Here is a 25,905-nt window from a genome sequence, read left to right as displayed (position 1 = left end):
GGAGGGTCCAGATAGCACACAGATTATGCGGCTCCATCGCCTCCCTCCCCTTGAAGGGGAGAGACTGAGGCAGGGGACCGCCGAGGGAGGCACCATCTATGACCGACACCATCATCGACCCGTCTGTGGTTGACGCGAACAATGAGAAGCGCCTGGCGGACCTCAATGTCGACTACGACACGCTAGGCGAGCGGCTGGACCGCCGTGGCGTCGATATCGATGCCATCAAGGCCAAGGTCGCCACCTTCAACGTGGCCGTGCCCTCCTGGGGCGTGGGCACCGGCGGCACGCGCTTTGCCCGCTTCCCCGGCGTGGGCGAGCCGCGCGATATCTTTGACAAGATCGAGGACTGCGCCGTCATCGCCCAGCTGACGCAGGCGACGCGCACGGTGTCGCTGCATATTCCGTGGGACAAGGCCGATCCCAATCGCCTCAAGCAGTCGGCCAGCCGCTTTGGCCTGGGCTTTGACGCGATGAATTCCAACACCTTCTCGGACGCCAAGGGGCAGTTGCAGAGCTACAAGTTCGGCTCGCTCAGCCATGCCGACAAGGCAGCGCGCGACCAGGCCATCGAGCATAACCTCGAATGCATCGAGATCGGCAAGACCATCGGCTCCAAGGCGCTGACGGTGTGGATCGGGGATGGCTCGAACTTCCCCGGCCAGGTCAATTTCGCCCGCCAGTTCGAGAACTATCTGGACTCCATGAAGCAGGTCTATGCCGCCCTGCCCGAGGATTGGCGCATCTATACCGAACACAAGATGTATGAGCCGGCGTTCTATTCGACGGTGGTGCAGGATTGGGGCACCAATTACATCATCGCCAAGGAGCTCGGCGACAAGGCGCTGTGCCTGGTCGACCTCGGTCACCATGCGCCCAACGTCAATATCGAGATGATCGTCAGCCGCCTGGCCCAGTTCGGCAAGCTGGGTGGCTTCCACTTCAACGACAGCAAATATGGCGACGATGACCTCGACGCCGGCGCCATCGACCCCTATCGCCTGTTCCTGGTGTTCAACGAACTGGTCGATATCGAGGCCGGCGACGCCGACTTCCACCCCGCCCATATGCTGGACCAGAGCCACAATGTCACCGACCCGATCGAGTCGCTGATGCTGTCGGCCTCCGACGTGCAGCGCGCCTATGCGCAGGCACTGTTGGTGGATCGGGCAAACCTGTTGGCGGCACAGCAGGGCAATGACGCGCTGGCGGCAACGCAGGCGCTGCGCCAGGCTTATCGCACCGATGTCGAGCCGATTCTGGCCATGGCTCGCTTCGAGCAGGGCGGCGCGATCGACCTGCTCAGCACCTATCGCGCCTCGGGCTATCGCCAGAAGGTCGCCGACGTGCGCCCGGTCGTCGAGGGCGGCTCGGGCGGCATCGTCTAGGTCAGCAGTTGCTCCTCCCAGAGCGGAAAGGCCCGGTGAGCCATCACCGGGCTTTTCGTTTGCGCGGGCTCGCCCTCAGGGCCTTATGAGGCCGCCGAAATAGTCGAGCGCATAGGCTTCGGTATCGCCGACGCGGATGATCTCGCGGCCGTGGAAATGGGCGGCGTCGCCACTGCTGGTGTCGATATAGCGGCCATGCGGGCCGGTCCAGTCGAAGCCACCGAGGAAGCGCCCTTCCCCGTACATTGCGGTGAGCGCTGCCTTGATGGTGGCGCCGGCGCGCTGGCCGTCGATCAGGTCGGGGCGCTGGATATAGCCATAGTAGTTCATGGCCCAGACGGGCGTGCCGTCATGCCAAAGCGTTTCCTGACCGATGAAATCGGTGCCGCCGAAATAGCTGTCGAGATAGCGCCAGGGGCCGTGGCTCCAGCCGAGGTCATGCGAGCCCGGGCACGAGGGCGGCGCACTGCTGCCGCCGCCGACATAGGTGGCCGACTTGGCGGCAACGATGATGGATGTGAGATCGTCGATAGGCATAGGCCCTCCAGTGGTGTGCTGGAGGGCCTTGTAGCCATAGGTCTTGTCAGAGGCTGGCAGGAGGCGGCGGGCCTACTTCATGGTCGGCATCTGGAATTCGGCGCCGTCCTTGATGCCAGAGGGCCAGCGGGCCGTGACGGTCTTGGTGCGGGTCCAGAACTTGATGGCGTCGGTGCCATGCTGGTTGAGATCGCCGAAGGCGCTGGCCTTCCAGCCGCCGAAGCTGTGATAGGCCAGCGGCACGGGCACGGGCACGTTGATGCCCACCATGCCGACATTGACGCGGGCGGCAAAGTCACGGGCGGCGTCGCCGTCGCGGGTGAAGATGGCCGTGCCATTGCCATAGGGATTGTCCATGGTCAGCTTGAGCGCCTGCTCATAGGTCTTGGAGCGGACGACGCTGAGCACGGGGCCGAAGATTTCTTCCTTGTAGATATCCATCTCGGGCGTGACATGATCGAACAGGCTCGGGCCGACGAAATAACCATTTTCATAGCCCTGGAGCGTGAAACCGCGGCCATCGACCGCCAGGGTCGCGCCCTGGTCGATGCCGGACTGCACGAGGGCGTCGATCCGGTCCTTGCTTGCCTTGGTGATCACCGGGCCCATTTCGCTGGCGGCGTCGGTGGCGGGGCCAACCTTGAGCGCTTCGATGCGCGGCTTGAGCGCGGCGATGATGCGGTCGGCGGTCTCGTCACCCACCGGGACGGCGACCGAGACGGCCATGCAGCGTTCGCCGGCCGAGCCGTAACCGGCGCCCATCAGCGCGTCGGCGGCCTTGTCCATGTCCGCGTCGGGCATGATGATCATATGGTTCTTGGCGCCGCCAAAGGCCTGGACGCGCTTGCCCTCGGCTGCGGCGGTTGCATAGACGTAGCGGGCAATCGGGGTGGAGCCGACAAAGCTCACCGCGCCGATCTGGTCGTGATGCAGGATGCCATCGACCACCGCCTTGCCGCCATGGACGACATTGAGCACGCCCTTGGGCAGGCCGGCCTCGATGGCCAGCTGCGCCAGGCGCACCGGCACGGAGGGGTCGCGCTCGGAGGGTTTGAGGATGAAGGCATTGCCGGCGGCGATGGCGGGCGAGAGCATCCACAGCGGGATCATGGCCGGGAAGTTGAACGGGGTGATGCCGGCGCCAATGCCGACCGGCTGGCGCATGGAATACATGTCGATGGCCGGGCCGGCGCCATCGGTGAACTCGCCCTTGAGCAGATGCGGCGCGCCGGCGACGAATTCGGCGACTTCCAGCCCGCGCTGGATATCGCCCTTGGCGTCCTCGATGGTCTTGCCATGCTCGGCGCTGAGCAGGGTCGCCAGCTCATCCATGTGCTGGTTGATCAGGGCGACAAAGCTGAAGAACACGCGGGCCCGGCGCTGCGGATTGGTGGCGGCCCACTTGGGCTGGGCGGCGGCGGCCGAGGCCACGGCAGCGTCGAGATCGGCCTGGGTGGCCAAGGCCACGCGCGCCTGCACCTCGCCAGTGGCGGGGTTGAACACGTCCTGGAATTCGGCGGAATTGCCGGTGGATTCGATGCCGTCGATGAAGTGGCCGATGGTGCGCATAAGGGGCTCCCTTGTTTGGCGGCAGGTTAGGCGCTACGGTTTACGCAGCGCAATGCGATAGATTTTGCATCTGATGTGCACCAATTATAGTCCATGAGCCTTTGGGACAGACGCCGATGAACTGGGATGACGTTCGCATTTTCCTCGCCGTCGCCCGCAGCGGGCAGATCCTGGGGGCGGCCAAGGCGCTGGGGCTCAATCATGCGACGGTGGCGCGGCGGCTGACGGCGCTGGAGACGGCGCTGGGCAGCACGCTCTTCACCCGCAAGACCAATGGCTCGGAGCTGTCGGGCGCCGGCGAGCGCTTTTTGAGCCATGCCGAGGCCATGGAAAGCGCCATGCTGGCGGCCAGCGCTTCGTCCGGCGCGGACAGCAAAGTGGAGGGCACGGTGCGCGTGGGCGCGCCGGACGGGTTCGGCGTGGCGTTCCTCGCGCCGCGGCTGGGCCAGTTGATCGAGCGGCACAAGGGGCTGCGGGTGGAGCTGGTGCCGGTGCCGCGCACCTTTTCGCTGTCGCGGCGCGAGGCCGATATTGCCGTGACGCTGGAGCGGCCGCAGGAGGGGCGGCTGGTGGCGCGCAAGCTGACCGATTATCGCCTCGGCCTTTATGCAGCGCAGAGCTATCTCGACCGGCATGGCGCGCCGGCGGACCTGGCGGCGCTCGCGCAGCATAGTCTCGTGGGTTATGTCGACGACCTGCTGTTCACCCAGTCGCTCGACTATACCGGCGAGTTCCTGCGGGGTTGGCGCTCCAGCCTGGCGGTGTCATCGGCCATGGGACAGACCGAGGCGGTGCGTGCCGGCGCCGGCATCGGCATTCTCCATGCTTTCATGGCCGGGCGCGATGCGGGCCTCGTGCCGGTGCTGCCGCAGCACAGCCTGATGCGCAGCTATTGGACCGTGGTGCATGAAGATCTGCGCGCCATCCGCCGCGTGGCGCTGGTGGCCGAATTCCTCAGCGAGATCGTGGCGCGCGACCGGGCGATGTTCTAGAGCGTTTCACCGCTTCGCTGAATCGGTGAAACCGCTCTAGGGTCCTGTTTGGTCATGTTTCCGAACCACAAAAGTGGTGTCCACTTTTGCTGGAAACGCTCCAGCGCGCCTCAGAAGCTCAGCTTGAGCCCGACTCGGCCGGCCACGGCCTGGGCGCCGTTGGTGTAAAAGGTCGCGTCGGCACCGCCATAGACAGCGGCGGCCTGGGTGACATTGAGGTCAAAGCCGGCGCCGACGCTGCCGGCGAGCAGGGATTTGTCGCCCGAGGCGGTGACGGCATAGGACGTGCCGGAAACGGTGGCATTGAGATTGCTGTCGCCGACCCGCTGCGAGCCCTGCACCGAACCCTGCACATAATATTGCTGCTTGAGGCCAGTGTCGGACTGCTCGGTGTGGGTCAGCTTGATCTGGGCCCGCTCGTCGAACATGTGCACGGACTGGTCCGAATAGGCGACATTCTGGGTCGAGCCGGTTTCGCTATAGCCGTCATAGAATGAACCGGTGTAGCGCAGCTTGACGCTGGGCACGACATCCCAGCCGTCCGTCAGCTCGAAACGATAGCCCAGCGCGGCTTCGGGCGCGACGAAGAGGCCACCAAAACTGCCGGTCGCGGTCTGGGCGCCATTGTTGATATAGCGCTTGGAGTTGTTGGAGAGCTTGCCCAGGGACAGGCCCAAATCGGTGATGAAGTCGTTCTGGTCATTGTGGCCATAGAGACCACCGAACACCACCGAGCCATCCATATCGCCCGATCCGTCGAGCACGCCCTGGCTGGCCTTGCCGCCGCCGAGATAGGCGCCCAGGCGCCAGGTGTCGAAGCGGTGGTCGATGCCGATGGCGGCGCCGTAGTAATAGGAGCTGAGCGCGCCCGAGCCGTTCTGCGCGGGCGTATATTGCGCGCCGCCAAAGGCGCGCGACCAGAAGACATTGCCCGCGCCATCAACAACCTGGCCCTGCGCCGGCATGGTCTGCGGCTTGGCGATCGCCGCATCGATGGCGGCGACGGGCTTGGACTTGGGCTTGACGATCTCGACATAGCCCAGAACGTTCGAACCGGCATCGCCGCTGTCGCTGGACGCGCCCGACACGCCGCTGGTCAGATCGCCGATGGCCATGACGTCGCCGATCATGCCAGAAATGTTGGAGGCATAGCTCGAGGACTGGACCGCAGTGGAATTGGTCACCGAGGCCATGTTGACCACATTGATCGTGGTGGTGGGCGTTGTCGACACCACAGGGGCTGGCGTGACAGCCGGGGCCGCAGCGGCAGGGACCGCTGCAGCGGCAGGCTGAACTGGCGGGGCGCCGGTGGCCGAATAGACGACGGCGCCATTGCTGGTCATATTCACCACCGTTGAGGCATTGGCCGTTGTGACCGTGTTGCCCGTGGTGGAATAGTTCTGCACAGCAAGCGTATAGCTGCCGGCGCCGAAGGCCGTCGTGTTGCCTGTGGTATTGTTGTAGTCGATGCCCCCGGTGAACACGCTACCGGGATTGATGTTGATGGTATTGCCATTGACGCCCAGCCGAACGGCCGCCGTGCCACCCGAGATGGTGCCGCTATTGGTCAGCGTCAGGGCGCTGGTCGGGCTCAGGCCGTAGGTGGTGCCAGTGATGGTGCCAGAGTTGACGATTGTGGCGGCTTGGAGGCCGTCACTGCCGGTGACGGTACCAGAATTGGTCAGCGTGCCGATCCCCGTTACCGCGTTGCCGCCGAGGGTCAAGGTTCCGGCATTGGTCACATTGCCGGTGACGCCGATGGCACTGTTCACCGTCCACAGGCCGCCGGCGTTGACCGTGATATTGCCGGTCACACCGGTGTTGACCCGCGTTGACAAGCCGCCACCATTGTTCACGATGATTCCGGCCGTCGTCAGACGCACATTGTTGTTCAAGGTCAGTGTGAAGTCACTGACCGTGATCGTTCCGAGCGAAATTGTGCCGCCCGACAGGGTGGGGTTAAACGAGCCGTTCACGGCGTCGATGATGAAATTGTTCGTCGGCACGAAAGTCGCGGAATTGCTTAACGGGGATGGCAGATTGCCGGCGAGGTCTCTCCAGTTGCTCGCACTAATAAAACTCGTCGTGTTGCCGTACCACGTGTAGTCGACCGCCCCCGCGCCATCCGTCACCAAGGACACAATAACAAGAGAGGCGGACAGCAAAAGCGCGGAGCGGACGGACGTAAAACGCAGCATAACACTCACCCAGAACACCAATTCGACCGACATGCGATCGCAGATGAAAGTCTTTGGTGCGCCCCAGCACACCGGTTTTAATCGCCTATGGTCGGCGCTCGATTGCAGGGGCCGACAATTCTACGCGGCGTAGGACTGTCATGACTGCTGCTCGACACCAGAACCATTGCCGCCGCCCCAGCGCTTATGTCGTTCCAGACACATCAGCAGCATGGGAAAGCAGCCTGATCAGGGGCGTTAACACCCTGTTAACGCAGGGAATAAATCACTTGGTAAGGTTTTGCACTAGGGGGCGCCAGAATTTATTCCACTCCGGAGCCTTCGGGCCTTGTGCGGAGCGAGCGGCATCCGACCGGCACAGGCCAGCACGCGCCTGGTGCGGGAAGGATGATCGCACAAACCGCGTGCAGAACGGCCCTTCCCTGTTGCAGCGACGGACTTGCCCTTGGCGGCGGAGGCGCTAAAACTTCGCCTCATGTCCAAGACCACGCCCGCCACGCTCGCCCTCGCCAAGACCGGCTTTGCCTTTGCCACAGCCACTTATGACTACGATCCCGATGCCGACCGCGTCGGGCTGCAGGCGGCAGAGGCCATGGGTGTGTCGCCGTCCATCGTGCTCAAGACGCTGATGGCCGAGGTGGACGGCAGACCGGTGTGCGTGGTGGTGCCGTCGGACGCCGAAGTGAATATGAAAAAGCTGGCCGCGGCCTTTGGCGGCAAGGCGGCGCATATGATGAAGCCGGCCGATGCCGAGCGGCTGACCGGCTACAAGGTGGGCGGCATCAGCCCGTTCGGGCAGAAGAAACCCGTGCCCACCGCCGTGGAAGAGCTGGCGACGCTGGAAGAGGAAATCTTCCTCAATGGCGGGCAGCGTGGCTTTCAGATCCGCATGAAGCCTGACGATCTGGTGGCGGCGCTGGGGGCCAAGGCGGCTGACCTGATCCGCTAGGGGTAGGTGTCCTGCGCACGGCGTCCGCCTAAGCCAACCCCAGAAAAGACAAAAGGCGCCCAAGTGGACGCCTTCATCTCAAGTCTATTGGCAGGCTGGCTCGGATTAGCGAGCGAAGTCGCCGCGAGCGATGTTCTTGATGTCGCCCTTGGTGATGCCCAGATCGCTCAGCTGACGGCTGTCGAGAGCGTTGAGTTCGCGCATCGTGCGCTGGTACTGAGCAAACTGTGCGATTTTCTGGCGGATGTTCATTTTCGGTTCCCCTTCGTTTGATGACCCTTATGTAGACCCGCCCCGTCGTGATTAGAAGTCAGCCTTTGTGCACATCCGTTATGCACTCAGTGCAAACAAAAGAGGCAATCCCGTCATCTACCGTTCATCGCGCTACCCGGCGAACGGCAAAAGTTCGGCTGAAATGCCTCGCACAAACCACTGAAAATATTGACTAAAATGCAGAAACGGCGCCTTTTGGCGCCGTTAATTGATTTTTGACCATCTGGAAAAGAGCTATGCACCGGGTGTGTGGCCCATTTCAGCGCCAGCCGCGTTGCGCGGCTGCTGCATAGCAAATGGGCGGCTCAGCCGCAGCGTGCGCGCAGGCGTCCCAGATCGGGCACGCGCACATGGCGGTAGTTCTCGATCTCGACCACACCATCGGCCTTGAGCTTGCTCATCTGCCGACTCACCGTCTCGATGGTGAGGCCGAGGAAATCGCCGATGTCGGCGCGGGTCAGCGGCAGATCGAAGGTCGCCACGGCCTTGCCCTGGGACGGATCGATATGGCTGGCAATGAGATAGAGGAAGCTGGCGACTTTTTCGGCAGCGGTCTTGCGGCCCAGGGTCACCATCCAGTCGCGAGCCTCGTCCAACTCGCGCAGGGTCTGTTCCATCAGGCGATGTTCGAGCGCCGGATTTTCCTGCACCAGCCGCTCCAGCGCCGATTTGGGCACCATGCAGATATCCACATCGGAGGCCGCTTCGGCAGTCACCCGGCTTTCCTTGGCGAAGAGGCGACCGAGCAGATCGGGGGCGAATTGCAGGCCTACCACCTGCTGACGCCCATCCTCAAGCACCTTGGAGAGCTTGACCACGCCGCGCATGACATTGCCATAGCCGGTGACGGGCATGGCCTCGGCGACCATTTCCTCGCCGGCCGCGTGATGCACACGGCGCGTCTGGCGCGCCAGCGATTTGAGCTGCTCGGCATCGAGCGCTCCGCACATGCCCTTGTGCCTTGCTTCGCAGCTTTGGCAAAGCACCGGGACGTCCGAGTTGTGAATGTCTATGCGCGCAACGGCCATTGGACGAGTCTCCTGACGTTGCTGCTTATACTGGCACGATGCCAAGAGTTTAAACAGTAGAACTGTGACCGCGCCAACCTGACGCAGAGCCGTTGACCTTACCACCATGGGAAGGTCTATATGTCACCGCGAAAGGGGACAACCCATGCACTCATACACCCATTCCGCCGCCGTGAGCATCGATATCGAGGGCATGACCTGCGCCTCTTGCGTGGCCCGCGTCGAAAAGGCCCTGCTCAAGGTGCCGGGGGTCGAAACGGCCAGCGTCAATTTCGCCACCGAGCGGGCCACGGTGCACAGCGCATCGGGCGATGCGACCCCGCTGCTGGCGGCTATTGCGAAGGCGGGCTATGGCGCCAAGGTGACGCCCAGCACGCCTCAGCACAGCGGCGGGCACCAGCATCATGACGAGGATGCACAAGGGCTGCGGCGCGATGTGATCCTGGCCGCCATCCCCACCCTGCCCCTGCTGGTGCTGGAAATGGGCGGGCATCTCTATATGCCGTTCCACATGGCGGTGATCTCGGTGGTGCCGCAGGGCGTGCTGAACCTGATCTATTTCGCGCTGGCGAGCTTTGTGCTGGCGGTGCCGGGGCGGCGCTTCTTCGTGTCGGGCATTCCGGCGCTGCTGCGCGGCGCGCCGGAGATGAATGCACTGGTGGCCCTGGGGTCGGGCGCAGCCTATCTCTATTCGGTGGTCGCCACCTTCGCGCCGCAGCTGCTGCCCAGCGAAGCGCAATATGTCTATTACGAATCAGCGGCCGTGATCGTGACGCTGATCCTGGTGGGGCGTTGGCTGGAGGCCATCGCCAAGGGCCGCACCGGCGATGCCATCGGGCGACTGGTGCGCGAACAGGCGCGCACGGCCCGCGTGGAACAGAATGGCGCGATCAGCGAAATGCCGGTGGAGCAGGTGCGCGTCGGCGACGTGATCGTGGTGCGTCCGGGCGAGAAGATTGCCGTGGATGGCGAGATCATCGAGGGATCAAGCCCGATCGATGAATCGATGATCTCGGGCGAATCGCTGCCTGTGACGCGCGGCGTGGGCGATGCGGTGATCGGCGGCACGCTCAATATCTCGGGCAGTGTGCGCTTCCGCGCCACCAAGGTGGGCGGCGACACCACGCTGGCGCAGATCATCCGCATGGTGGAAGAGGCGCAGGGCGGCAAGCTGCCCATCCAGGGCGTGGTCGACCAGATCACCGCCTGGTTTGTGCCCGCTGTCATGGTCGCAGCGGTGCTGACCTTTGCGGTGTGGGCGGTTTTCGGACCCACGCCGGGCTATGTGTTCGGCATGGTCAATGCGGTGGCGGTGCTGATCATCGCCTGCCCCTGCGCCATGGGGCTGGCGACGCCGACCTCGATCATGGTGGGCACCGGCCGCGCGGCCGAGCTGGGCGTGCTGTTCCGCAAGAGCTCTGCCCTGCAGCAGTTGCGCGACGTCGCCGTGGTGGCCTTTGACAAGACCGGCACGCTGACCGAGGGCAAGCCGGCACTGACCGATTTCATCCTCGATGATGACTTCGAGCATGACGAGGTGCTGGCGCTGGTGGCGGCGGTGGAGGCGAAATCCGAACATCCGATCGGCAGCGCCATCGTGGCGGAAGCTGAACGACTGGGGCTGACACCGGGTACTGTCACCGATTTCGTGGCCGAGGCCGGCAATGGCGTCACGGCGCGGGTCGATGGGCGACTAGTGGCCGTGGGCTCGCAGCGGCACCTGGGACATCTGGATTTTTCTGACTTCAGCGCAGCCATCGAGGGCTTTGCCGATGCCGGCAAGACAGCGGTGTTCGTGGCCATCGATGACAAATTGGCGGCGGCCATTGTGGTGGCCGACCGGGTCAAGTCCTCCAGCGCGGCGGTGATTGCCGAACTGCATGCACGGGGGCTCAAGACCGTGATGATCTCGGGCGACAATCAGCGCACGGCCGAGGCCATTGCCCGGCAGTTGGGCATTAGCGAAGTGCGGGCGCAGGTGTTGCCGGCCGACAAGGTCGCCACGCTCAAGGCGTTGCGGCAGTTCGGCAAGGTGGCCTTTGTCGGTGACGGTATCAATGACGCGCCGGCGCTGGCGGAGGCCGATGTGGGCATTGCCGTGGGCACCGGCACCGATGCGGCCATCGAAAGCGCCGATGTGGTGCTGCTGGGCGGCGATCTCAGAGGCGTGCTGGACGCGCTGACCATGAGCCGGGCGACCATGCGCAATATCTGGGAAAACCTGGCCTGGGCCTTTGGCTATAATGTCGCGCTGATCCCGGTGGCGGCGGGCGTGCTCTATCCTGCGTTCGGCATTCTGCTGTCGCCGATGATCGGGGCCGGGGCCATGGCGCTGTCGTCAATCTTTGTGGTGAGCAATGCGCAGCGTCTGCGCACGGTGGCGGGGAGCCTGCGATGAATATTGGCGAAGCGGCCAGCGCCTCGGGCGTCTCGGCCAAGATGATCCGCTATTACGAGTCGATCGGGCTGATCCGCCCGGCGCAGCGCACGGGCAGCAATTATCGCGTCTATGGCGGGGCGGAGGTGCATCTGCTGCGCTTCGTCAAACGGGCGCGGACGCTGGGCTTTTCGGTGGATGAGACCGCCGCGCTGTTGGGTCTGTGGCAGGACAAGGGCCGGGCCAGTGGCGAGGTCAAGGCCATCGCGGTGAACCATATCGCGGCGCTCGAAGCCAAGATCGCCGATCTCGAGGGCATGGTGCGCACGCTCAAGCACCTGGCCCATTGCTGCGGCGGGGATGATCGCCCCGACTGCCCCATTCTCGACGAGCTCGCCGGCGAGGCGCGCGCAACCAAAGGACACTGACATGGCCGAAACAATCGAACTGACCGTCAATGACATGACCTGCAACCACTGCGTGGGCACGGTGACCAAGGCGCTGCAAGAGGCCCTGCCCGGCGCCAGCATTGCGGTGGACCTGGCCAGCCACAAGGTGCGCTTCACCGGCGACCGCGCCAAGGGCGAAGCGGCGATCCGCGAGGCAGGCTATACGCCAGAGGCTGTGTAAGCCCGGGCGCCCGGTGCGCCCCCTGCCCCACCCAAAACAAAGGGCGCCTTGTGGGCGCCCTTTGCCTGTCCGCTCTGAAAGGGAGATTAGAACGGGCTGGAAGGATCGAGGAACTCGGCCGCGTTGTCCTTGGTGATCAGGGTGGAGTCGAGGATATAGCGACCGGCCACCTGGATGCCGCCCACCAGGTGGGACGTGGTCAGCTCGATGGCCGTGGCGATCATCGCCGGGCTGTAGCTGACGTCGACCGGGGTGAGCGCGCTGCCATCGGCAACGGCCTGCAGGATCTGCTGCATGCCGGCGCCGCCGACGATGAACATCTCCTTGTCACGGCCGGCCTGCTTGATGGCTTCGATGGCGCCCAGGGCAATGTCGTCGTCCTGTGCCCAGACGCCCTTGATGTCGGGGAAGCGGGTCAGGAAGTCCTGCATCACCTTGAAGCCGTCATCGCGGTTCCAGTTGGCGAATTCATCGTCCAGCACCGTGATATTGGTGCCTTCGATGCCGGCCATGAAGGCGTCGAAACGCTGGGCGTCGATCGGGATCGGCAGGCCGCGCAGGATGACGATATTGCCGCCATCGGGCATGACCGACTTGAAGTATTCGGCCGAGTTGGCGCCCAGGCCCGGGTTGTCGCCGGCCACATAGAGGTTTTCAACGCCCGAGATCGACAGCTGACGATCCACGACCGTTACGAACTTGCCGGCGTCCTTGACCTGCTTGATGGCCGAGGTCATGGCGTCGGGGTCACCCGGCAGGATGACCAGGGCGTCGATATTGCGGGTCGACACCATGTCCTCGATGTCGGCGATCTGCTTGGGCGCGTCGGGCGCCGAGGCAAAGACGAAGTCGACATTGGGATAGGTGGTCTTGAGGCGGTCGATGGCCTGCTGGGCGAAATAGTTCACCCCGCCCGTCCAGCCATGGTCAGCCGCCGGCACAGACACGCCGATGGTCACCTTGTCCTGGGCGATGGCGACGCCGCCGAGGCCGGTGGCGGTGACCGCCACTGCCAATAGGGATTTCACCAGTTTCATTTCAGTCCTCCCGTGAGTGCCCGTTGCGGGCGATGTAAGCCTTGTCGGCTATCTGCGGCGACCGCGCTGCAACAGCACGGCCAGAATGATGATGACGCCCTGGAAGGCCCCGTTGAGATAGGGGCTGATCAGGCTCTGCAAATTGAGGATGTTGCCGATCAGGCCCAGGATCACGACGCCCACCACCGTGCCCCAGACGCGGCCATAGCCACCCTTGAGCGTGGTGCCGCCGATGATGACGCCGGCGATGGCTTCGAGCTCCCACAAGACGCCCGTCGTGCTAGAGGCCGAACCGAGGCGCGGCACATAGAGCAGCACGGCGACGCCGACCAGCACACCCTGCAGGATGTAGGTCATGAGGCGGACGTTATCGACATTGATCGAGGAATAGCGGGCCACTTGTTCGTTTGAACCGATGGCGGCGCAATAGCGGCCGAAGGCGGTGCGGCGCATGACGATTTCGCCGCCGATGGCCACCAGGGCGAAGACGATGATGGGATAGGGCACGCCCAGCAGGCCATCGTAATAGACCGGGCGATAGACGTCGGCGACCTCGAAGTTGAGCGACAGCGTGCCGCCATTGGCGAGGAAGGTCACCAGGGAGCGGAAGATGCCCATGGTGCCCAGGGTGACGATGAAAGCCTCGATGCGGCCGCGGGTGATCATCATGCCGTTGCCGACGCCGGCCACACCACCCACAAGAATGCCCACGGCCATGCCGGCCAGCACCACGCCCCAGCCGATGCCCATCGAGGGGATCAGCCAGTTCATTACCATGATCATGGCGCCGGCGATGACCGCCGCCATGGAGCCGACCGACAGGTCGAGCCCGCCCGATGTGATCACGAAGGTGGCGCCGATGGCGATGATGCCAATGAAGGACGAGCGCGCCAGCACATTGGTGAGATTGTTGTAGGTGAGGAAATTCTCGTTGAGCGTGACGCCAAGCAGCACCAGCAGGGCCAGGGCCACCAGGGGGCCGGCCGTCTTGAGGTCGATGCGGAAGCCGCGTGCGGGTTTGGCTGCCATATCAGGCGCTGATGCGCTCATCGTGTCCACTCTGTTTGATGCCTGCGGCGTACCGCATGATTTCCGATTCCGTGATTTCGGCGCCTTCGAGCACGCCGGCGAGGCGGCCCTGGCGCATCACCACCACGCGATGGCTGAGCCCGATCACCTCCTGCATCTCCGAGGAGATGACGATGACCGATTTGCCCTCGGCGGCGAGCGCGGCGATGATGTGATAGATCTGCTGCTTGGTGCCCACGTCGATGCCGCGGGTCGGCTCATCCATGATGATGATGTCGGGCTCGCTCTCCATGGTCTTGCCCAGCATCAGCTTCTGCTGATTGCCACCCGACAGGCGGCCGACGGCCACGCTGGCGTCGCGGGCGCGCACGTCGAAGCGGCGCACGGCGCGCTCAAGCGCCCGCGCTTCGCTGGCGCTGTCGAGGAACCCGGCACGCATATGTTTCTTAAGCGTGAGCAGGGTCAGATTGGGCTGCAGCCCCATGTTGAGCAGCAGGCCCTTGCCCTTGCGATCCTTGGTCATATAGGCCAGCCCGGCATCGACGGACTGGGCGACCTGGGTGAAATCGACCGGCTTGCCGTCGAGCTCGATCTGGCCACCGGTGTGCGAGGTGAGCCCCACCACCGCCTCGGCCACGGCGGTGCGGCCCGAGCCGATGAGCCCGGCAAAGCCGAGGATTTCGCCGCGGCGCAGATCAAAGGAGATATCGCTGACGCCCGTGGCGCTGAGATTGCGCACGCGCAGCACCACCGGCGCATCCACGTCCGGCTCATGCTTGGGCGGATAGAGATTGGACAGCTCGCGCCCCACCATCATCTGGGCGATGGAATCGGGGGTGAGCGCCTCGGTGCCGATGGTGGCAATGAGCTGGCCATCGCGCAGCACGGTGACGCGCTGGGCCAGTTCCATGATCTCGTCGAGCTTGTGCGAGATGAAGATGACGGCCACGCCGCGCGCTGTGAGGCGGCGGATCTGCTCGAACAGGGTCTGCGTCTCGCCCACCGAGAGCACGGCCGTGGGCTCGTCCATGATCAGCACGCGGGCGTCGCGGCTGATGGCCTTGGCGATCTCGACCATCTGCTTGTCGGCCACCGAGAGCGAGCCGATGCGCGCATCGGGATCGACCGCGACATGCAGCGTCGCCATGACGGCGGCAGCGCGGCGGCGCATCTCGGCCTGGTTGAGAAAGCCGAAGCGCTTGAGCTCGCGGCCGAGGAAAATGGAGTCGGCCACCGTCAGATGTTCGGCCAGGTTCTGTTCCTGGTGGATGAGCACGATGCCCATGGCTTCGGCGGCGCCATTGGGCGGCAGCACCACGGTCTTTCCATCAAAGCTGATGCTGCCCGAGGTGGGCTGCTCGATGCCGGAGAGGATCTTGATGAGCGTCGACTTGCCGGCGCCGTTTTCGCCAATGATGGCGTGCACTTCGCCGGGGCGAATGTCGAAATCGATGGAGAAGAGAACAGGAATGTCGCCAAAGGACTTGCTGATCCTGTGCGCGGACAGGATGGCAGGCGCAGACGTGCCGTTGGCACTCGACATGATCGACCCCCTCCTCCGAGCGCGGCAGGCTTGGGCCCGTCTCTCCGCTCATGAGGCGAGATGTAAAGGTTTTCATGATCCATGTAAAGGTTTACACTGCGCATAAATGGCGTAAGCCACAGGGAGGAGCTGGCGCTGCCTGCGCCATCTGCTAAAGGCAGGCGGAGCGGGCGCCAGGGTGCGTGCGAGGCACAGATTGCAGCAGCAGAAACTGGCGACCATCGAGGACGTGGCGGCTATTGCCGGCGTATCCATCGCCACGGTCAGCCGGGCGATCAATGAGCCGACCAAGGTGGCCGACGCCACGCGCCGCCGCGTCAACGAGGCGGTGGCCAAAACGGGCTATACCACCAATGCCATGGCGCGCTCGCTGCGCATGCGCCGCTCCAACATGATCCTGATTCTGGCGCCCGATGTGGGCGACCCGAACTTCTCCAATATTCTGGTGGGACTCGAGACCGAGGCCAGCAAGCGCGGCTATGGCGTGCTGATCGGCAATACGCAGAACGACCCCGAGCGGGAAACCGACTATCTGCGCTTCATCAATTCCAATCAGGCCGATGGGCTGATCCTGTTCACCGGCCACCTGCCCTATGGCGTGGGCGCCGGCGATGGCAGCGGCACGCGGCTGCCGCCCATGGTGGCGGTCAATGAGCCGGTGACCAATAGCGCGGTGCCCTATGTGGGCGTCGACAATTTCGAGGGCGCGCGCATTGCCGCTGAGCATCTGATTTCGCAGGGGCACCGGCGCATCGCCTTTATCGGCCACTCGACCACCAAGGCGGTCAATGGCCTGCGCGAACAGGGCTATCGCGCAGCGCTGGCCGGCGCGGGGCTACACATTGATCCCCGGCTGATCCTGGATGGTGACGGCACTACCGAAAGCGGGCGCGCCGCAACCGAGCAGATGTTTGTGCGCGATGTGCTGCCGACCGCTTTCCTCTGCGTCAATGACGCGACGGCGCTGGGGGTGATCATCTCGCTCAATGCGCGGAAATATGACCTGCCGCGCGAATTCTCAGTGATGGGTTTTGACGATATTTCCTTTGCCAGCTTTGTGACGCCGTCGCTGACGACGATGAAGCAGCCCCGCCTCAAGATCGGCGAGGAGGCGATGGACCTGCTGCTGGCGCTGCTGGCCGGGGAGACGCCGGCGCGGACCGAAGTGTTGCTGCGCAGCGAGCTGATCGTGCGCAATTCGGTGAGCCGCGCCGCGCGGGAGTGATGGGGCTCCGCGACACAGCACCCCGCACCGACCGGCCTTACTGACCGTGCTTGGCCAGCCAGACCTGCATCCAGGCGATCTCTTCTTCCTGCGCCTTGATGATGCCTTCGGCCAGAGCCTTCACCTCGGGATCGCTGCCATGTTCGAGCACGATGCGGGCCATGGCGACGGCGCCCTGGTGGTGAGGGATCATGCCCTTGATGAAATCGACATCAGCGTCGCCGGTGTAGTCGATGGCCATGTCGGTATGCATCTGCATGTTGGCAGCCTGATAGGCCTCAGTGGCCGGGCTGGTCGCGGCGGCCATGGCGCCGTGGCCATCATGGGCAGCGGGTGCAGCCTCCTGAGCCAGGGCGGGAAGGCTGAGGCCAAGGGCCAGGGCGCAGACGAGAATGGAACGCTTCATGATTACTCCGAAAGCTGAAAAGACCGGACGATGGTGGGGGCTTACCGCGTGGGAAGGTCAAGCGGGTGCGTCAGCGCGCGCGACAATGTTACTGGCGGGCGTCTGATTGACTTCACCGGGGGCGGCTGGCTAGTGAGGACCATGCGACGGGACGGGCAGCTGCGATGAAGACCATTCTGATTGTCGGCATCGGCGCCGGGCATCCCGAACACATCACCATCCAGGCGATCAATGCGCTCAACCGCGCCGATGTGCTGTTCGTGCCCGACAAGGGCGCGGCCAAGGCCGATCTTGCCGGGCTGCGGCGGGACATCATCGCGCGCTACGTGACCAATCCGGCCAGCCGGGTCATCGACTATGCCGTGCCACAGCGCGATGCGGCCAACCCCAGCTATGGCGCGGGCGTGGACGACTGGCATGGCGCACTGGCCGGGCTCTTTGCCGGGCTGCTGGACGCTGTGCCGGAGGGCGGTAGCTGCGCCTTTCTCGTGTGGGGCGATCCGGGGCTTTATGATTCCACCATCCGCATCGTCGAGCGCCTGCGCGCGACGGAAGAGCTTGCTGTCGAGATCATTCCGGGGATTACCGCGATCCAGGCGCTGACGGCGGCGCATGGCATTGCGCTGAACCGCATCGGCGCGCCGGTGCACATCACCACCGGGCGGCGGCTGGGGCCGGTGGAGCAAGACACCATCGTCATGCTCGACGGCCAGACGGCCTTTGCCGAGGCCGACCCCGACCTCGACATCTTCTGGGGCGCCTATCTGGGTACGCCCGACCAGATCACCATTGCCGGGCGGCTGGGCGATGTGCGTGACAGCATCGTCGCCACGCGGCAGGCGGCGCGGGCGCGGCATGGCTGGATCATGGATATCTATCTGCTGCGCAAGCGCGGCGAAGGCTGACGCCCTGCGCCGAAAGGCCACTGTTTCCCCGTGCGGGGATCGGATAAACCAAAGCGATGTCCATGGCTCTTTCCCCTGCCCCCATAGCGCCGTCGCGGCGCGGCGCCTGTCCGTCGCTTGATGTGCCCATGGCCACAGGCGATGGCCTGCTGGCGCGCTTGCGCGTGGCGGGCGGGCGGATGACCCCGCAGCAGCTGGCCGGAATCGCGGCACTGGCCGCGCAGCATGGCAATGGGCTGATCGAGATCTCAGCGCGCGGGAATCTGCAGGTGCGCGGGCTGACGGCGTCGTCGTCCGGGCCGTTTGCGGCAGCCGTGGAGCAATTGGTGCGCATCGAACGCGGTCTCGTGGTGGAAGTGCCGCCGCTGGCCGGCGAAGATGCCCGCGAGATCGCCGATCCACGGCCGCTTGCCGCAGCGATCCGCAGCGCGGCGCTGCCGCTGGCGGGGCAGCTGGGGCCCAAGGTGACAGTGATTGTCGACGGTTGCGGGCAAATTGGGCTTGCGCAATCCAAGGCCGATGTGCGGCTTGAAGCTGTCGCGCCCGATGGCTGGGCAGTCAGCATTGGCGGGCGGGCTATCGGCCTGCGCAGCGCGGCAGATGCCGTGGCGGCGACGCAGGATTGTCTTGAAGCGTTGGCCGAGCGCGGCATCGCAGCGCGGGCAAGCGAACTGCCGCCCGCTGCCGCGTTTGGCGCTCGTGTCGCAGCGTCGCCGCAGAACGACGACGCCATGCGGCGCTTTGCGCTGGGTGACGGCACGCCGGTGCGTCGCGTGGCGCTGGCCTATGGCAGTGGCGATCATGTCAGCCTGACCGCGCTGGCGCAGGCGGCAGCAGAGCATGGCGTGACGGAGTTCCGCCTGGCGCCGCAGCATAGTCTTTTGGCCATCGGCGCTTCGGAGGGCTTTGTGGCGCTGGCGCGTGACCTGGGTTTTGTCACCGATGCCGGCGATCCACGCCGGCGGATCAGCGCCTGTATCGGCAGCGCGGGCTGTGCCTCGGGGCTGGTGCCGGCGCGCGAAACGGCTGACCGGCTGGCGCCGGGACTGCCGCCAAAGCTGCATCTCCACGTCTCGGGCTGCAGCAAGGGCTGTGCGCATCCAAGGCGCGCCGATGTGACTCTGGTGGGGCAGAGGGACGGTTACGGTCTTGTCATCGCGGGCAGCGCGGGCGATACGCCACAGGCGCTGCTGGCAGCGGACCAGCTTGAGTCCGCCCTTGCCACTGCCGGGCAAGGATGACGATGACCGACTACGACTATATCAAGGATGGTGACGCCATCTACCGGCAGTCCTTTGCCATTATCCGCGCCGAGGCAGATCTGTCGCGCTTTGACGATGGTGAGGCCGAATTGGCCGTGCGCATGATCCATGCCGCCGGGTCGGTGGACGCCGCGAAGGCCTTCAGCTTTGGCCCCGGTTTCGTCGCGGCCGCGCGCAATGCGCTGGCGAACGGTGCGCCGATCCTCTGCGACGCCGAAATGGTGGCGCGCGGGGTGACCGCAGCGCGCTTGCCGGCGAACAATGACGTGATCTGCACGCTGCGCGATGCGCAGACGCCGGTGATTGCCGCCGAGATCGGCAATACGCGCTCGGCAGCGGCGCTGCAGCTCTGGCTGCCGCGGCTGGCGGGTGCCGTGGTGGCCATCGGCAATGCGCCGACGGCGCTGTTCTATCTGCTCGAACTGCTGCGCGATGGCGCGCCGAAACCGGCGGCGATCCTGGGCATGCCGGTGGGCTTTGTTGGCGCAGCGGAATCCAAGGCGGCGCTGGAGGAGAATTCCTATGGCGTGCCCTATGCCATCGTGCGCGGACGGCTGGGCGGCTCGGCCATGACGGCGGCAGCGCTCAATGCGCTGGCGAGGTTTGGACTATGAGCGGGCGGCTGATCGGGGTGGGCACGGGTCCGGGTGATCCGGAGCTGCTGACGCTCAAGGCGGTGCGGGCCATTCAGGCGGCCGATGTGGTGGCCTACTTTGCCAAGCAGGGCAATGTCAGCAATGCGCGCAGCATTGTGGCCGATCTCATCACCAGCCAGATCGAAGAGCCGCTGGCCTATCCGGTGACCACCGAGATCGACCGGCGCCATGCCGACTATAAGTCAGCCACCGGCGGCTTTTATGAGGAGGCTGCCGCGCTTGTGGCTGCCCATCTCGATGCCGGGCGCACCGTGGCGGTGCTCAGCGAGGGCGATCCGCTGTTTTATGGCAGCTATATGCATATCCATGTGCGGCTGGCGCATCGCTATCCCACCGAGGTGATCGCGGGCATCACCGCCATGTCGGGCTGCTGGTCGCAGGCCGGGCTGCCGCTGGTGCAGGGCGATGATATTCTGTCGGTGTTGCCCGGTACGCTGGAGGAGGATGACCTGATCCGCCGGCTCGACAATACCGATGGCGCGGTGATCATGAAGGTGGGCCGCAACATGGCCAAGATCCGTCGCGCCATTGCCGCCGCCGGGCGGCTGGAGAGCGCGGTCTATGTTGAGCGCGGCACCATGGCCAATGGAAAATCGATGCGGCTGGCCGACAAGCCCGATGATGTGGCGCCCTATTTCGCGCTGATCCTTTTGCCGGGCTGGAGCACGCGGCCATGACGGGCAAGCTCTTTGTCGTCGGCACCGGGCCGGGCAGCCCCGAACAGACCACGCCCGAGGCGCTGGCGGCGATTGCAGCCAGCCATGTGTTTTTCGGCTATGGCCCCTATCTCGACCGGCTGAGCCTGCGCGATGACCAGCGCCGCGTCGCCTCGGACAATCGCGAGGAGCTGGCGCGGGCCAAGGATGCGTTGATGACGGCGGCAAGTGGCGAAGCGGTCTGCGTCGTATCGGGCGGCGACCCCGGCGTCTTCGCCATGGCGGCAGCGGTATGCGAGGCCATCGAGGCGGGGCCGCCGGCCTGGCGCGCGCTGGAGGTGACCATGGTGCCTGGCGTTACCGCCATGCTGGCCGTGGCGGCACGGGCCGGAGCGCCGCTGGGGCATGATTTCTGCGCCATTTCGCTGTCGGACAATCTCAAGCCCTGGACGGTGATCGAGGCGCGGCTGCGCGCTGTCGCCGGCGCGGGTCTCGTCATCGCGCTCTACAATCCCATCTCCAAGGCGCGGCCCTGGCAGCTGGGCACGGCCTTTGCCATTCTGCGCGAAGAACTGCCGTGGACGACGCCGGTGATCTTCGGGCGGGCAGCCGGGCGGCCGGACGAGAATATTCGCGTGGTGTCGCTGGCCGATGCCGATCCGGCGACGGCCGATATGGCGACCTGCGTCATCATCGGCTCGCACGAGACGCGCGTCATCGAGCGACCGGGTCTGGCGCCGCTGGTCTATTCGCCGCGCTCGATCGGTGAGCCCAAATGAGCTGGCTCTCCATCGTGGGCATTGGCGAGGATGGCCTCGACGGGCTGGGCAACGCGGCCAGGGCCGCCATTGCCGAGGCCGAGATCGTGTTTGGCGGCGCGCGGCATCTGGCGCTGGCAGCGCCGGTGATCACAGGCACGCCGCAGGCCTGGCTGTCGCCGTTTTCAGCGTCCATCGAGGCGGTGCTGGCGCAGCGCGGGCGCAAGGTCTGCGTACTGGCCTCGGGCGATCCCTTCCATTTCGGCGTCGGCGCGACGCTGGTGCGCCATATCGATGCCAGCCAGATGGTGGTCTATCCGCATCCCTCGGCCTTCGGCCTGGCGGCGGCGCGGCTGGGCTGGCCGCTGCAGGATGTGGTGACGCTGTCGCTGCATGGCCGGCCGCTCGACCTGCTGCGGCCGCATCTGCATGCCGGCGCGCGTATCCTGGCGCTGACGTCGGACGAAAAGGGCCCGGCCGCCATTGCCGCGCTGCTGACTGAAGCCGGCTTCGGGATTTCCATCGTCACGGTGCTGGAAGCCCTGGGCGGCCCCAACGAGACAGTGCGCAGCCAGGTAGCGATGGGCTTTGCGCTCGAGAACGTTGATCCGCTCAACCTCTGCGCCATCAGCGTGGTGGCCCTGCCCGGCGCGCGCGTGCTGCCGCTGACGCCGGGGCTAGACGATGGCCTCTTCGAACACGACGGCCAGATCACCAAGCGGCATGTGCGGGCGCTGACGCTGTCGGCGCTGGCGCCGCGGCGGGGTGAATTGCTGTGGGACATTGGCGCCGGTTCGGGCTCGGTGGCGATTGAATGGATGCTGGCCGACCCGAGTCTGAAAGCCATTGCCATTGAGGCCGATGCCGAACGCGCGGCGCGCATGGCGCGCAATGCGGCGCAGATGGGCGTGCCGGACCTGAGCATCGTCATCGGCACGGCGCCCGAAGCGCTGGCGGGGCTTGAGGCGCCGCATGCCATTTTCATCGGCGGCGGCGGCTCTGACCCCGGCGTGCTCGATGCGGCGATTGCGGCGCTGCGGCCCGGCGGGCGGCTCGTGGCCAATGCGGTGACGCTCGAACTCGAAGCGCTGCTGCTGGCGGCCTATGCCAGCCGCGGCGGGAGCCTGAGCCGCATTGGCGTGGCGCAGGCCGATGCGGTGGGCAGCATGACGGCCTGGCGGCCGGCCATGCCGATCACGCAATGGGTGTGGAGCAAGCCATGACGGTGCATTTCATCGGCGCCGGCCCCGGCGCGGCGGATCTGATCACGGTGCGCGGGCGCAACCTGCTGGCGGCGTCGCCGGTGTGCCTTTACGCCGGCTCCATCGTGCCCGCCGAGATGCTGGGCTGGTGCAGCCCGGGCACGCGGCTGGTCGATACGGCGCCGCTGTCGCTGGACGATATCGTGGCCGAATGCGCCCAGGCCCATGCGGCGGGTCTTGATGTGGCGCGGCTGCATTCGGGGGATCTGTCGGTGTGGAGCGCGGTGGCCGAGCAGATGCGGCGGCTCGATGCGCTTGATATTCCCTATAGCCTGACGCCGGGCGTGCCGGCCTTTGCCGCCGCCGCTGCGGCGCTGGGGCGCGAGCTGACCATTCCGGGCGAAGCGCAGAGCCTGGTGCTGACCCGCGTTTCAGGACGGGCGTCGCCCATGCCGGCGGGCGAGACCCTGGCCGGCTTCGGAGCAACCGGGGCGACGCTGGCGATCCACCTGGCCATCCACGACCTCCATCGCGTCGTGGCGGAGCTGACCCCGCTTTATGGCAGCGATTGCCCGGTGGCCATTGTCTATCACGCCAGCTGGCCGGACGAGCGCATCATCGCCGGCACGCTGGCTGATATTGCCGCGCGCTTTGCCGAGACGCCGGTGGAACGCACGGCGATCATCTTTGTGGGACAGGGCCTGGGCGCCGAGGGTTTTCGCAACAGCGCGCTTTATGACGCCGCGTACCAGCGGCGCTTTCGCGGCCGCCAATAACAGGCGTGACCGGCGGGCCCCCGCCCGGCTCTAGCTGGGGCGGCGCCGCAGCGGCTCGGCGGTGTCCTGCCAGTCCATGGCGCCGGGGCGACCCAGCAGATAGCCCTGGGCTTCGCTGCAGCCTTCGGCGCGCAGCACGTCCAGCTGAGCGCTTGTTTCCACGCCCTCCGCCAGCACAGGGATCGACAGGCTCCGCCCCAGGGCCAGGATGGCCCGGACAATGGCCTTGGACTGATCGTTGAGATCGACCTCGTTCATGAAGGAGCGATCAATCTTGATCTTGTCGAAGGGGAAGCTGCGCAGGGTATCGAGCGAGGAATAGCCGGTGCCGAAATCGTCGATGGCGATGGCGACGCCCATGGCCTTGATCTGGCGCAGCACGTGCAGGGCACGGGCCTTGTCGGCGATGATGGCGGTTTCGGTGACCTCGAGTTCGAGCCGCGACGGGGCAAGGCCTGTCAGCATCAACGTGTCGCGCACGGTATCGATCAGCTCGATCTGGCTGACCTGGACCCCGGAAATATTGACGGCGATGCGGTGCTTTTCCGGCCAGGAGGCGGCATCCATGCAGGCCTTGCGCAGCACCCAGGTGCCGATGGCGCTGATAGCGCCGCATTCCTCGGCCACGGGGATGAAATCGGCCGGCCCCACCGGGCCAAAGCCGGGGCGGTTCCAGCGCAGCAGCACCTCGTAGCCGGTGATGGCATCGGTCTCGACCGACTTCTGTACCTGATAGACAAGGTGGAACTGATTTTCGGCCAGCGCGGTCCACAGATCCTTGGCCATGGCGCGGCGGGCGCGGGCATGCTCGTCCATGTCGGCCTCGTAGTAGCAGACATGGCGATCGAACTCAGACTTGGCGCGATACATGGCCAGATCGGCATTGTTGAGCAGGCGCGAGCGCTCATTGCCATCATCGGGATAGATGGCCACGCCGATGCTGGCGGCGCCGGCGATGCTGACGCCGCCCGCCTCGACAGTCGAGAACAGTGCCGCCTCGACGCGCGCCACGAAGTCGCGCAGGCTATCGACATTGGTGAAGGTCTTGAGCGCAGCGAATTCGTCACCGCCCAGGCGCGCAATGATCTCGCCATCGCGGATGGTGGCGCTCAACCGCTTGGCCAGTGCCTTGAGCACTTCATCGCCCACCACATGACCATGGGTGTCGTTGATTTCCTTGAAGCGATCGAGGTCGATGGCCAGCACGGCGAAGTTGAGATCGGTTTCCTCGGCGGTCTTGAGCACCTGGTCGAGCTGTTCGTTGAAGGCGGCGCGGTTGAGGATATTGGTCAACGAGTCATGGAAGGCCAGGTGGGCCACCGCAGCCTGGCTGCGCTGTTCGCTGGTGACATCATCGATGGTCGTGACCCAGCCGCCGTCGACGGTGGGATTGTGCATGAAGCGGATGATGCGCCCGTCGTGCATGGTGCGCAGATAGTCGAGCGCCTCGCCCTTGTGGATGCTGTCGATGAGTGCGTCGATGCGCAGATGCTGCTCAGCTCGCTCCTCGGAGGACATGGTGGCTTCGCCCCCGTATAGGGCCAGGGCGAGATGCTGGAACTGCAGATTGCGCTTGTCGCCCTTGGGCAGCAGGTCGCCAACCAGCGCGGCGGCGCGCTCGTTGTAGTATTGCAGGCGGCCGTCGGCACTGAACAGGCACAGACCCTGCAGCATATGGGTGGTGGCCAGCTCGAGCAGGGTGCTGACATCCTTGAAGCGCTTGGCGTCGGCGAGCTGGCGAGCCTTTTCGCGCTGGGTGCGGCGATGGTCGGCCTTGTCGAGCATGATGCTGCCAATGGCGGCGCCGAGCACCAGAAGCGCAATCCCCGCCACAGCCAGCGACAGCAGCTCATTGGTAAACGGGCTATCGGCGCTCAGGGGATAGCAGGCCGAGAAATCGGCTGCCTGCATGGCGGTGAAGTGCATGCCGCAGATAGCCAGGGTCAGCACCAGGGCCGCCAGCAGCAGACGACGGCGCATGGCGGCGACGAAGGCCAGACCGCCCAACAGCATGCCAGCCAGGATGGAAATGGCAATCAGCGACGTGTTCCAGCCGATGGCGCCGCCCATGATCAGGGCAGCGATGCCGGTATAGTGCATGGCCGAGATGGCGATGCCCACCACGGCGCCGCCCAGGAAATGATCTGTGCCGCTCCGACCGCGGGCGGCCATGGCAATGCCCAGCCCGCCCAGGACGATGGCGATCAGCAACGAGGCGCCGGTGATGGCCCAGTCATAGCTAAGGCTAAAGCCGGGGCGGAACGCGAGCATGCCGACGAAATGGGTGGCCCAGATGCCCAGGCCCACCGCCAGCGCAGCGACGCCGATCCAGGTCCATTGCATGCGCCCCTGGACGCGGTTGGCATGGCGCAGCAGATTGACGCAGGCGTAGGCGGAAACCAGGCAGATCAGCGCGGCGATCACAACAAAGCGGTAATCATGCTGCTGCAGAAAGAAATCAAAAATACGGAACACGGGTCGGTCCATTTTCGAGCTGGACGCACCCTAA

Annotated in this window: 24 protein-coding genes; 14 read left to right on the top strand and 10 right to left on the bottom strand. The window is 65.2% G+C overall.

Annotated elements, in window-relative coordinates; genetic code table 11:
* Positions 1-98: 98 nt before the first annotated feature.
* Positions 99-1,388 (top strand): L-rhamnose catabolism isomerase, encoded by a 1,290-nt coding sequence (rhaI, locus tag E8M79_RS07490; RefSeq protein WP_137151313.1) that lies wholly within the window; start codon positions 99-101, stop codon positions 1,386-1,388.
* Positions 1,389-1,463: 75 nt separating this feature from the next.
* Here the strand turns inward: rhaI and E8M79_RS07485 are convergent, their stop codons facing one another.
* Positions 1,464-1,925, bottom strand: coding sequence for a DUF5680 domain-containing protein (locus E8M79_RS07485; RefSeq protein WP_137151312.1), 462 nt, complete (start codon positions 1,923-1,925; stop codon positions 1,464-1,466).
* Between the two features lie 72 nt (positions 1,926-1,997).
* Positions 1,998-3,494, bottom strand: coding sequence for a CoA-acylating methylmalonate-semialdehyde dehydrogenase (locus E8M79_RS07480; protein WP_137151311.1), 1,497 nt, complete (start codon positions 3,492-3,494; stop codon positions 1,998-2,000).
* A gap of 116 nt (positions 3,495-3,610) precedes the next feature.
* Here E8M79_RS07480 and E8M79_RS07475 point away from each other — a divergent pair, with 116 nt between their 5' ends.
* Entirely contained in the window at positions 3,611-4,486 is an 876-nt protein-coding gene (locus tag E8M79_RS07475; protein WP_137151310.1) for a LysR family transcriptional regulator, read from the top strand.
* Positions 4,487-4,596: 110 nt separating this feature from the next.
* Here the strand turns inward: E8M79_RS07475 and E8M79_RS07470 are convergent, their stop codons facing one another.
* Positions 4,597-6,492 (bottom strand): autotransporter outer membrane beta-barrel domain-containing protein, encoded by a 1,896-nt coding sequence (locus E8M79_RS07470; protein WP_171015773.1) that lies wholly within the window; start codon positions 6,490-6,492, stop codon positions 4,597-4,599.
* A gap of 667 nt (positions 6,493-7,159) precedes the next feature.
* Between E8M79_RS07470 and ybaK the strand changes: the two genes are divergently transcribed.
* Positions 7,160-7,633 (top strand): Cys-tRNA(Pro) deacylase, encoded by a 474-nt coding sequence (gene ybaK / locus E8M79_RS07465; RefSeq protein WP_137151308.1) that lies wholly within the window; start codon positions 7,160-7,162, stop codon positions 7,631-7,633.
* 105 nt (positions 7,634-7,738) lie between these two features.
* Here the strand turns inward: ybaK and E8M79_RS07460 are convergent, their stop codons facing one another.
* Together E8M79_RS07460 and E8M79_RS07455 are read right to left on the bottom strand one after the other, a co-directional pair.
* Positions 7,739-7,885: a DUF1127 domain-containing protein gene (locus E8M79_RS07460; protein WP_137151307.1), complete on the bottom strand. Its 147-nt coding sequence runs from the start codon at positions 7,883-7,885 to the stop codon at positions 7,739-7,741.
* A 326-nt stretch (positions 7,886-8,211) separates the two neighbouring features.
* A complete protein-coding gene (locus E8M79_RS07455) occupies positions 8,212-8,934 on the bottom strand; it encodes a Crp/Fnr family transcriptional regulator (RefSeq protein ID WP_137151306.1) in 723 nt (240 codons plus the stop codon).
* 145 nt (positions 8,935-9,079) lie between these two features.
* On the opposite strand from E8M79_RS07455, the gene E8M79_RS07450 reads away from it, so the two are divergent.
* Genes E8M79_RS07450 through E8M79_RS07440 form a run of 3 tightly spaced genes read left to right on the top strand, consistent with a single transcriptional unit; the run spans position 9,080 to position 11,941 of the window.
* A complete protein-coding gene (locus tag E8M79_RS07450) occupies positions 9,080-11,332 on the top strand; it encodes a heavy metal translocating P-type ATPase (protein ID WP_137151305.1) in 2,253 nt (750 codons plus the stop codon).
* Positions 11,329-11,739: a Cu(I)-responsive transcriptional regulator gene (gene cueR / locus E8M79_RS07445; RefSeq protein ID WP_137151304.1), complete on the top strand. Its 411-nt coding sequence runs from the start codon at positions 11,329-11,331 to the stop codon at positions 11,737-11,739. The genes E8M79_RS07450 and cueR overlap by 4 nt, the downstream gene beginning before the upstream one ends.
* 1 nt (position 11,740) lies before the next feature.
* A complete protein-coding gene (locus E8M79_RS07440) occupies positions 11,741-11,941 on the top strand; it encodes a heavy-metal-associated domain-containing protein (RefSeq protein ID WP_137151303.1) in 201 nt (66 codons plus the stop codon).
* 86 nt (positions 11,942-12,027) lie between these two features.
* On the opposite strand, the gene E8M79_RS07435 is transcribed toward E8M79_RS07440, so the two are convergent.
* The 3 genes from E8M79_RS07435 to E8M79_RS07425 are packed head-to-tail and all read right to left on the bottom strand — an operon-like array spanning position 12,028 to position 15,550.
* Entirely contained in the window at positions 12,028-12,978 is a 951-nt protein-coding gene (locus E8M79_RS07435) for a substrate-binding domain-containing protein (RefSeq protein ID WP_137151302.1), read from the bottom strand.
* A 48-nt stretch (positions 12,979-13,026) separates the two neighbouring features.
* On the bottom strand, positions 13,027-14,007 hold the full coding sequence (locus E8M79_RS07430) for an ABC transporter permease (RefSeq protein ID WP_248304933.1): 981 nt from the start codon (positions 14,005-14,007) through the stop codon (positions 13,027-13,029).
* A 1-nt stretch (position 14,008) separates the two neighbouring features.
* Positions 14,009-15,550 (bottom strand): sugar ABC transporter ATP-binding protein, encoded by a 1,542-nt coding sequence (locus E8M79_RS07425; protein WP_137151300.1) that lies wholly within the window; start codon positions 15,548-15,550, stop codon positions 14,009-14,011.
* Between the two features lie 196 nt (positions 15,551-15,746).
* Here E8M79_RS07425 and E8M79_RS07420 point away from each other — a divergent pair, with 196 nt between their 5' ends.
* Positions 15,747-16,775: a LacI family DNA-binding transcriptional regulator gene (locus tag E8M79_RS07420; protein ID WP_137151299.1), complete on the top strand. Its 1,029-nt coding sequence runs from the start codon at positions 15,747-15,749 to the stop codon at positions 16,773-16,775.
* A gap of 37 nt (positions 16,776-16,812) precedes the next feature.
* Here E8M79_RS07420 and E8M79_RS07415 read toward each other — a convergent pair whose 3' ends face one another.
* Positions 16,813-17,181 (bottom strand): DUF305 domain-containing protein, encoded by a 369-nt coding sequence (locus E8M79_RS07415; RefSeq protein WP_137151298.1) that lies wholly within the window; start codon positions 17,179-17,181, stop codon positions 16,813-16,815.
* A 164-nt stretch (positions 17,182-17,345) separates the two neighbouring features.
* Here E8M79_RS07415 and cobF point away from each other — a divergent pair, with 164 nt between their 5' ends.
* The 7 genes from cobF to cobM all read left to right on the top strand — a co-directional run bounded on the left by cobF (position 17,346) and on the right by cobM (position 23,396).
* Positions 17,346-18,086: a precorrin-6A synthase (deacetylating) gene (gene cobF / locus E8M79_RS07410; protein ID WP_137151297.1), complete on the top strand. Its 741-nt coding sequence runs from the start codon at positions 17,346-17,348 to the stop codon at positions 18,084-18,086.
* 62 nt (positions 18,087-18,148) lie between these two features.
* The gene (gene cobG, locus E8M79_RS07405; protein WP_171015772.1) at positions 18,149-19,327 is read left to right on the top strand and encodes a precorrin-3B synthase; all 1,179 of its coding nucleotides are present in this window, start codon (positions 18,149-18,151) and stop codon (positions 19,325-19,327) included.
* A gap of 2 nt (positions 19,328-19,329) precedes the next feature.
* Positions 19,330-19,962 carry a precorrin-8X methylmutase gene (locus E8M79_RS07400; protein ID WP_137151295.1) on the top strand — a complete coding sequence of 211 codons (633 nt, stop codon included), beginning with the start codon at positions 19,330-19,332 and terminating at the stop codon, positions 19,960-19,962.
* Positions 19,959-20,681: a precorrin-2 C(20)-methyltransferase gene (locus E8M79_RS07395; protein WP_137151294.1), complete on the top strand. Its 723-nt coding sequence runs from the start codon at positions 19,959-19,961 to the stop codon at positions 20,679-20,681. The genes E8M79_RS07400 and E8M79_RS07395 overlap by 4 nt, the downstream gene beginning before the upstream one ends.
* The gene (locus tag E8M79_RS07390; RefSeq protein WP_137151293.1) at positions 20,678-21,439 is read left to right on the top strand and encodes a precorrin-3B C(17)-methyltransferase; all 762 of its coding nucleotides are present in this window, start codon (positions 20,678-20,680) and stop codon (positions 21,437-21,439) included. The genes E8M79_RS07395 and E8M79_RS07390 overlap by 4 nt, the downstream gene beginning before the upstream one ends.
* Positions 21,436-22,641, top strand: a complete 1,206-nt coding sequence (cbiE, locus tag E8M79_RS07385; protein WP_137151292.1) for a precorrin-6y C5,15-methyltransferase (decarboxylating) subunit CbiE — start codon at positions 21,436-21,438, stop codon at positions 22,639-22,641. Before E8M79_RS07390 ends, cbiE begins: the two co-directional genes overlap by 4 nt.
* Positions 22,638-23,396, top strand: a complete 759-nt coding sequence (gene cobM / locus E8M79_RS07380; RefSeq protein ID WP_137151291.1) for a precorrin-4 C(11)-methyltransferase — start codon at positions 22,638-22,640, stop codon at positions 23,394-23,396. The genes cbiE and cobM overlap by 4 nt, the downstream gene beginning before the upstream one ends.
* 30 nt (positions 23,397-23,426) lie before the next feature.
* Here the strand turns inward: cobM and E8M79_RS07375 are convergent, their stop codons facing one another.
* Positions 23,427-25,871 (bottom strand): EAL domain-containing protein, encoded by a 2,445-nt coding sequence (locus tag E8M79_RS07375; protein WP_171015771.1) that lies wholly within the window; start codon positions 25,869-25,871, stop codon positions 23,427-23,429.
* Positions 25,872-25,905: the final 34 nt, after the last annotated feature.

It is taken from the genome of Devosia sp. FKR38 (assembly GCF_005222805.1).
Lineage (GTDB): Bacteria > Pseudomonadota > Alphaproteobacteria > Rhizobiales > Devosiaceae > Devosia.
Note: the sequence above shows the minus strand (reverse complement) of the source record. Positions and strands in the feature narration are given on the sequence as shown.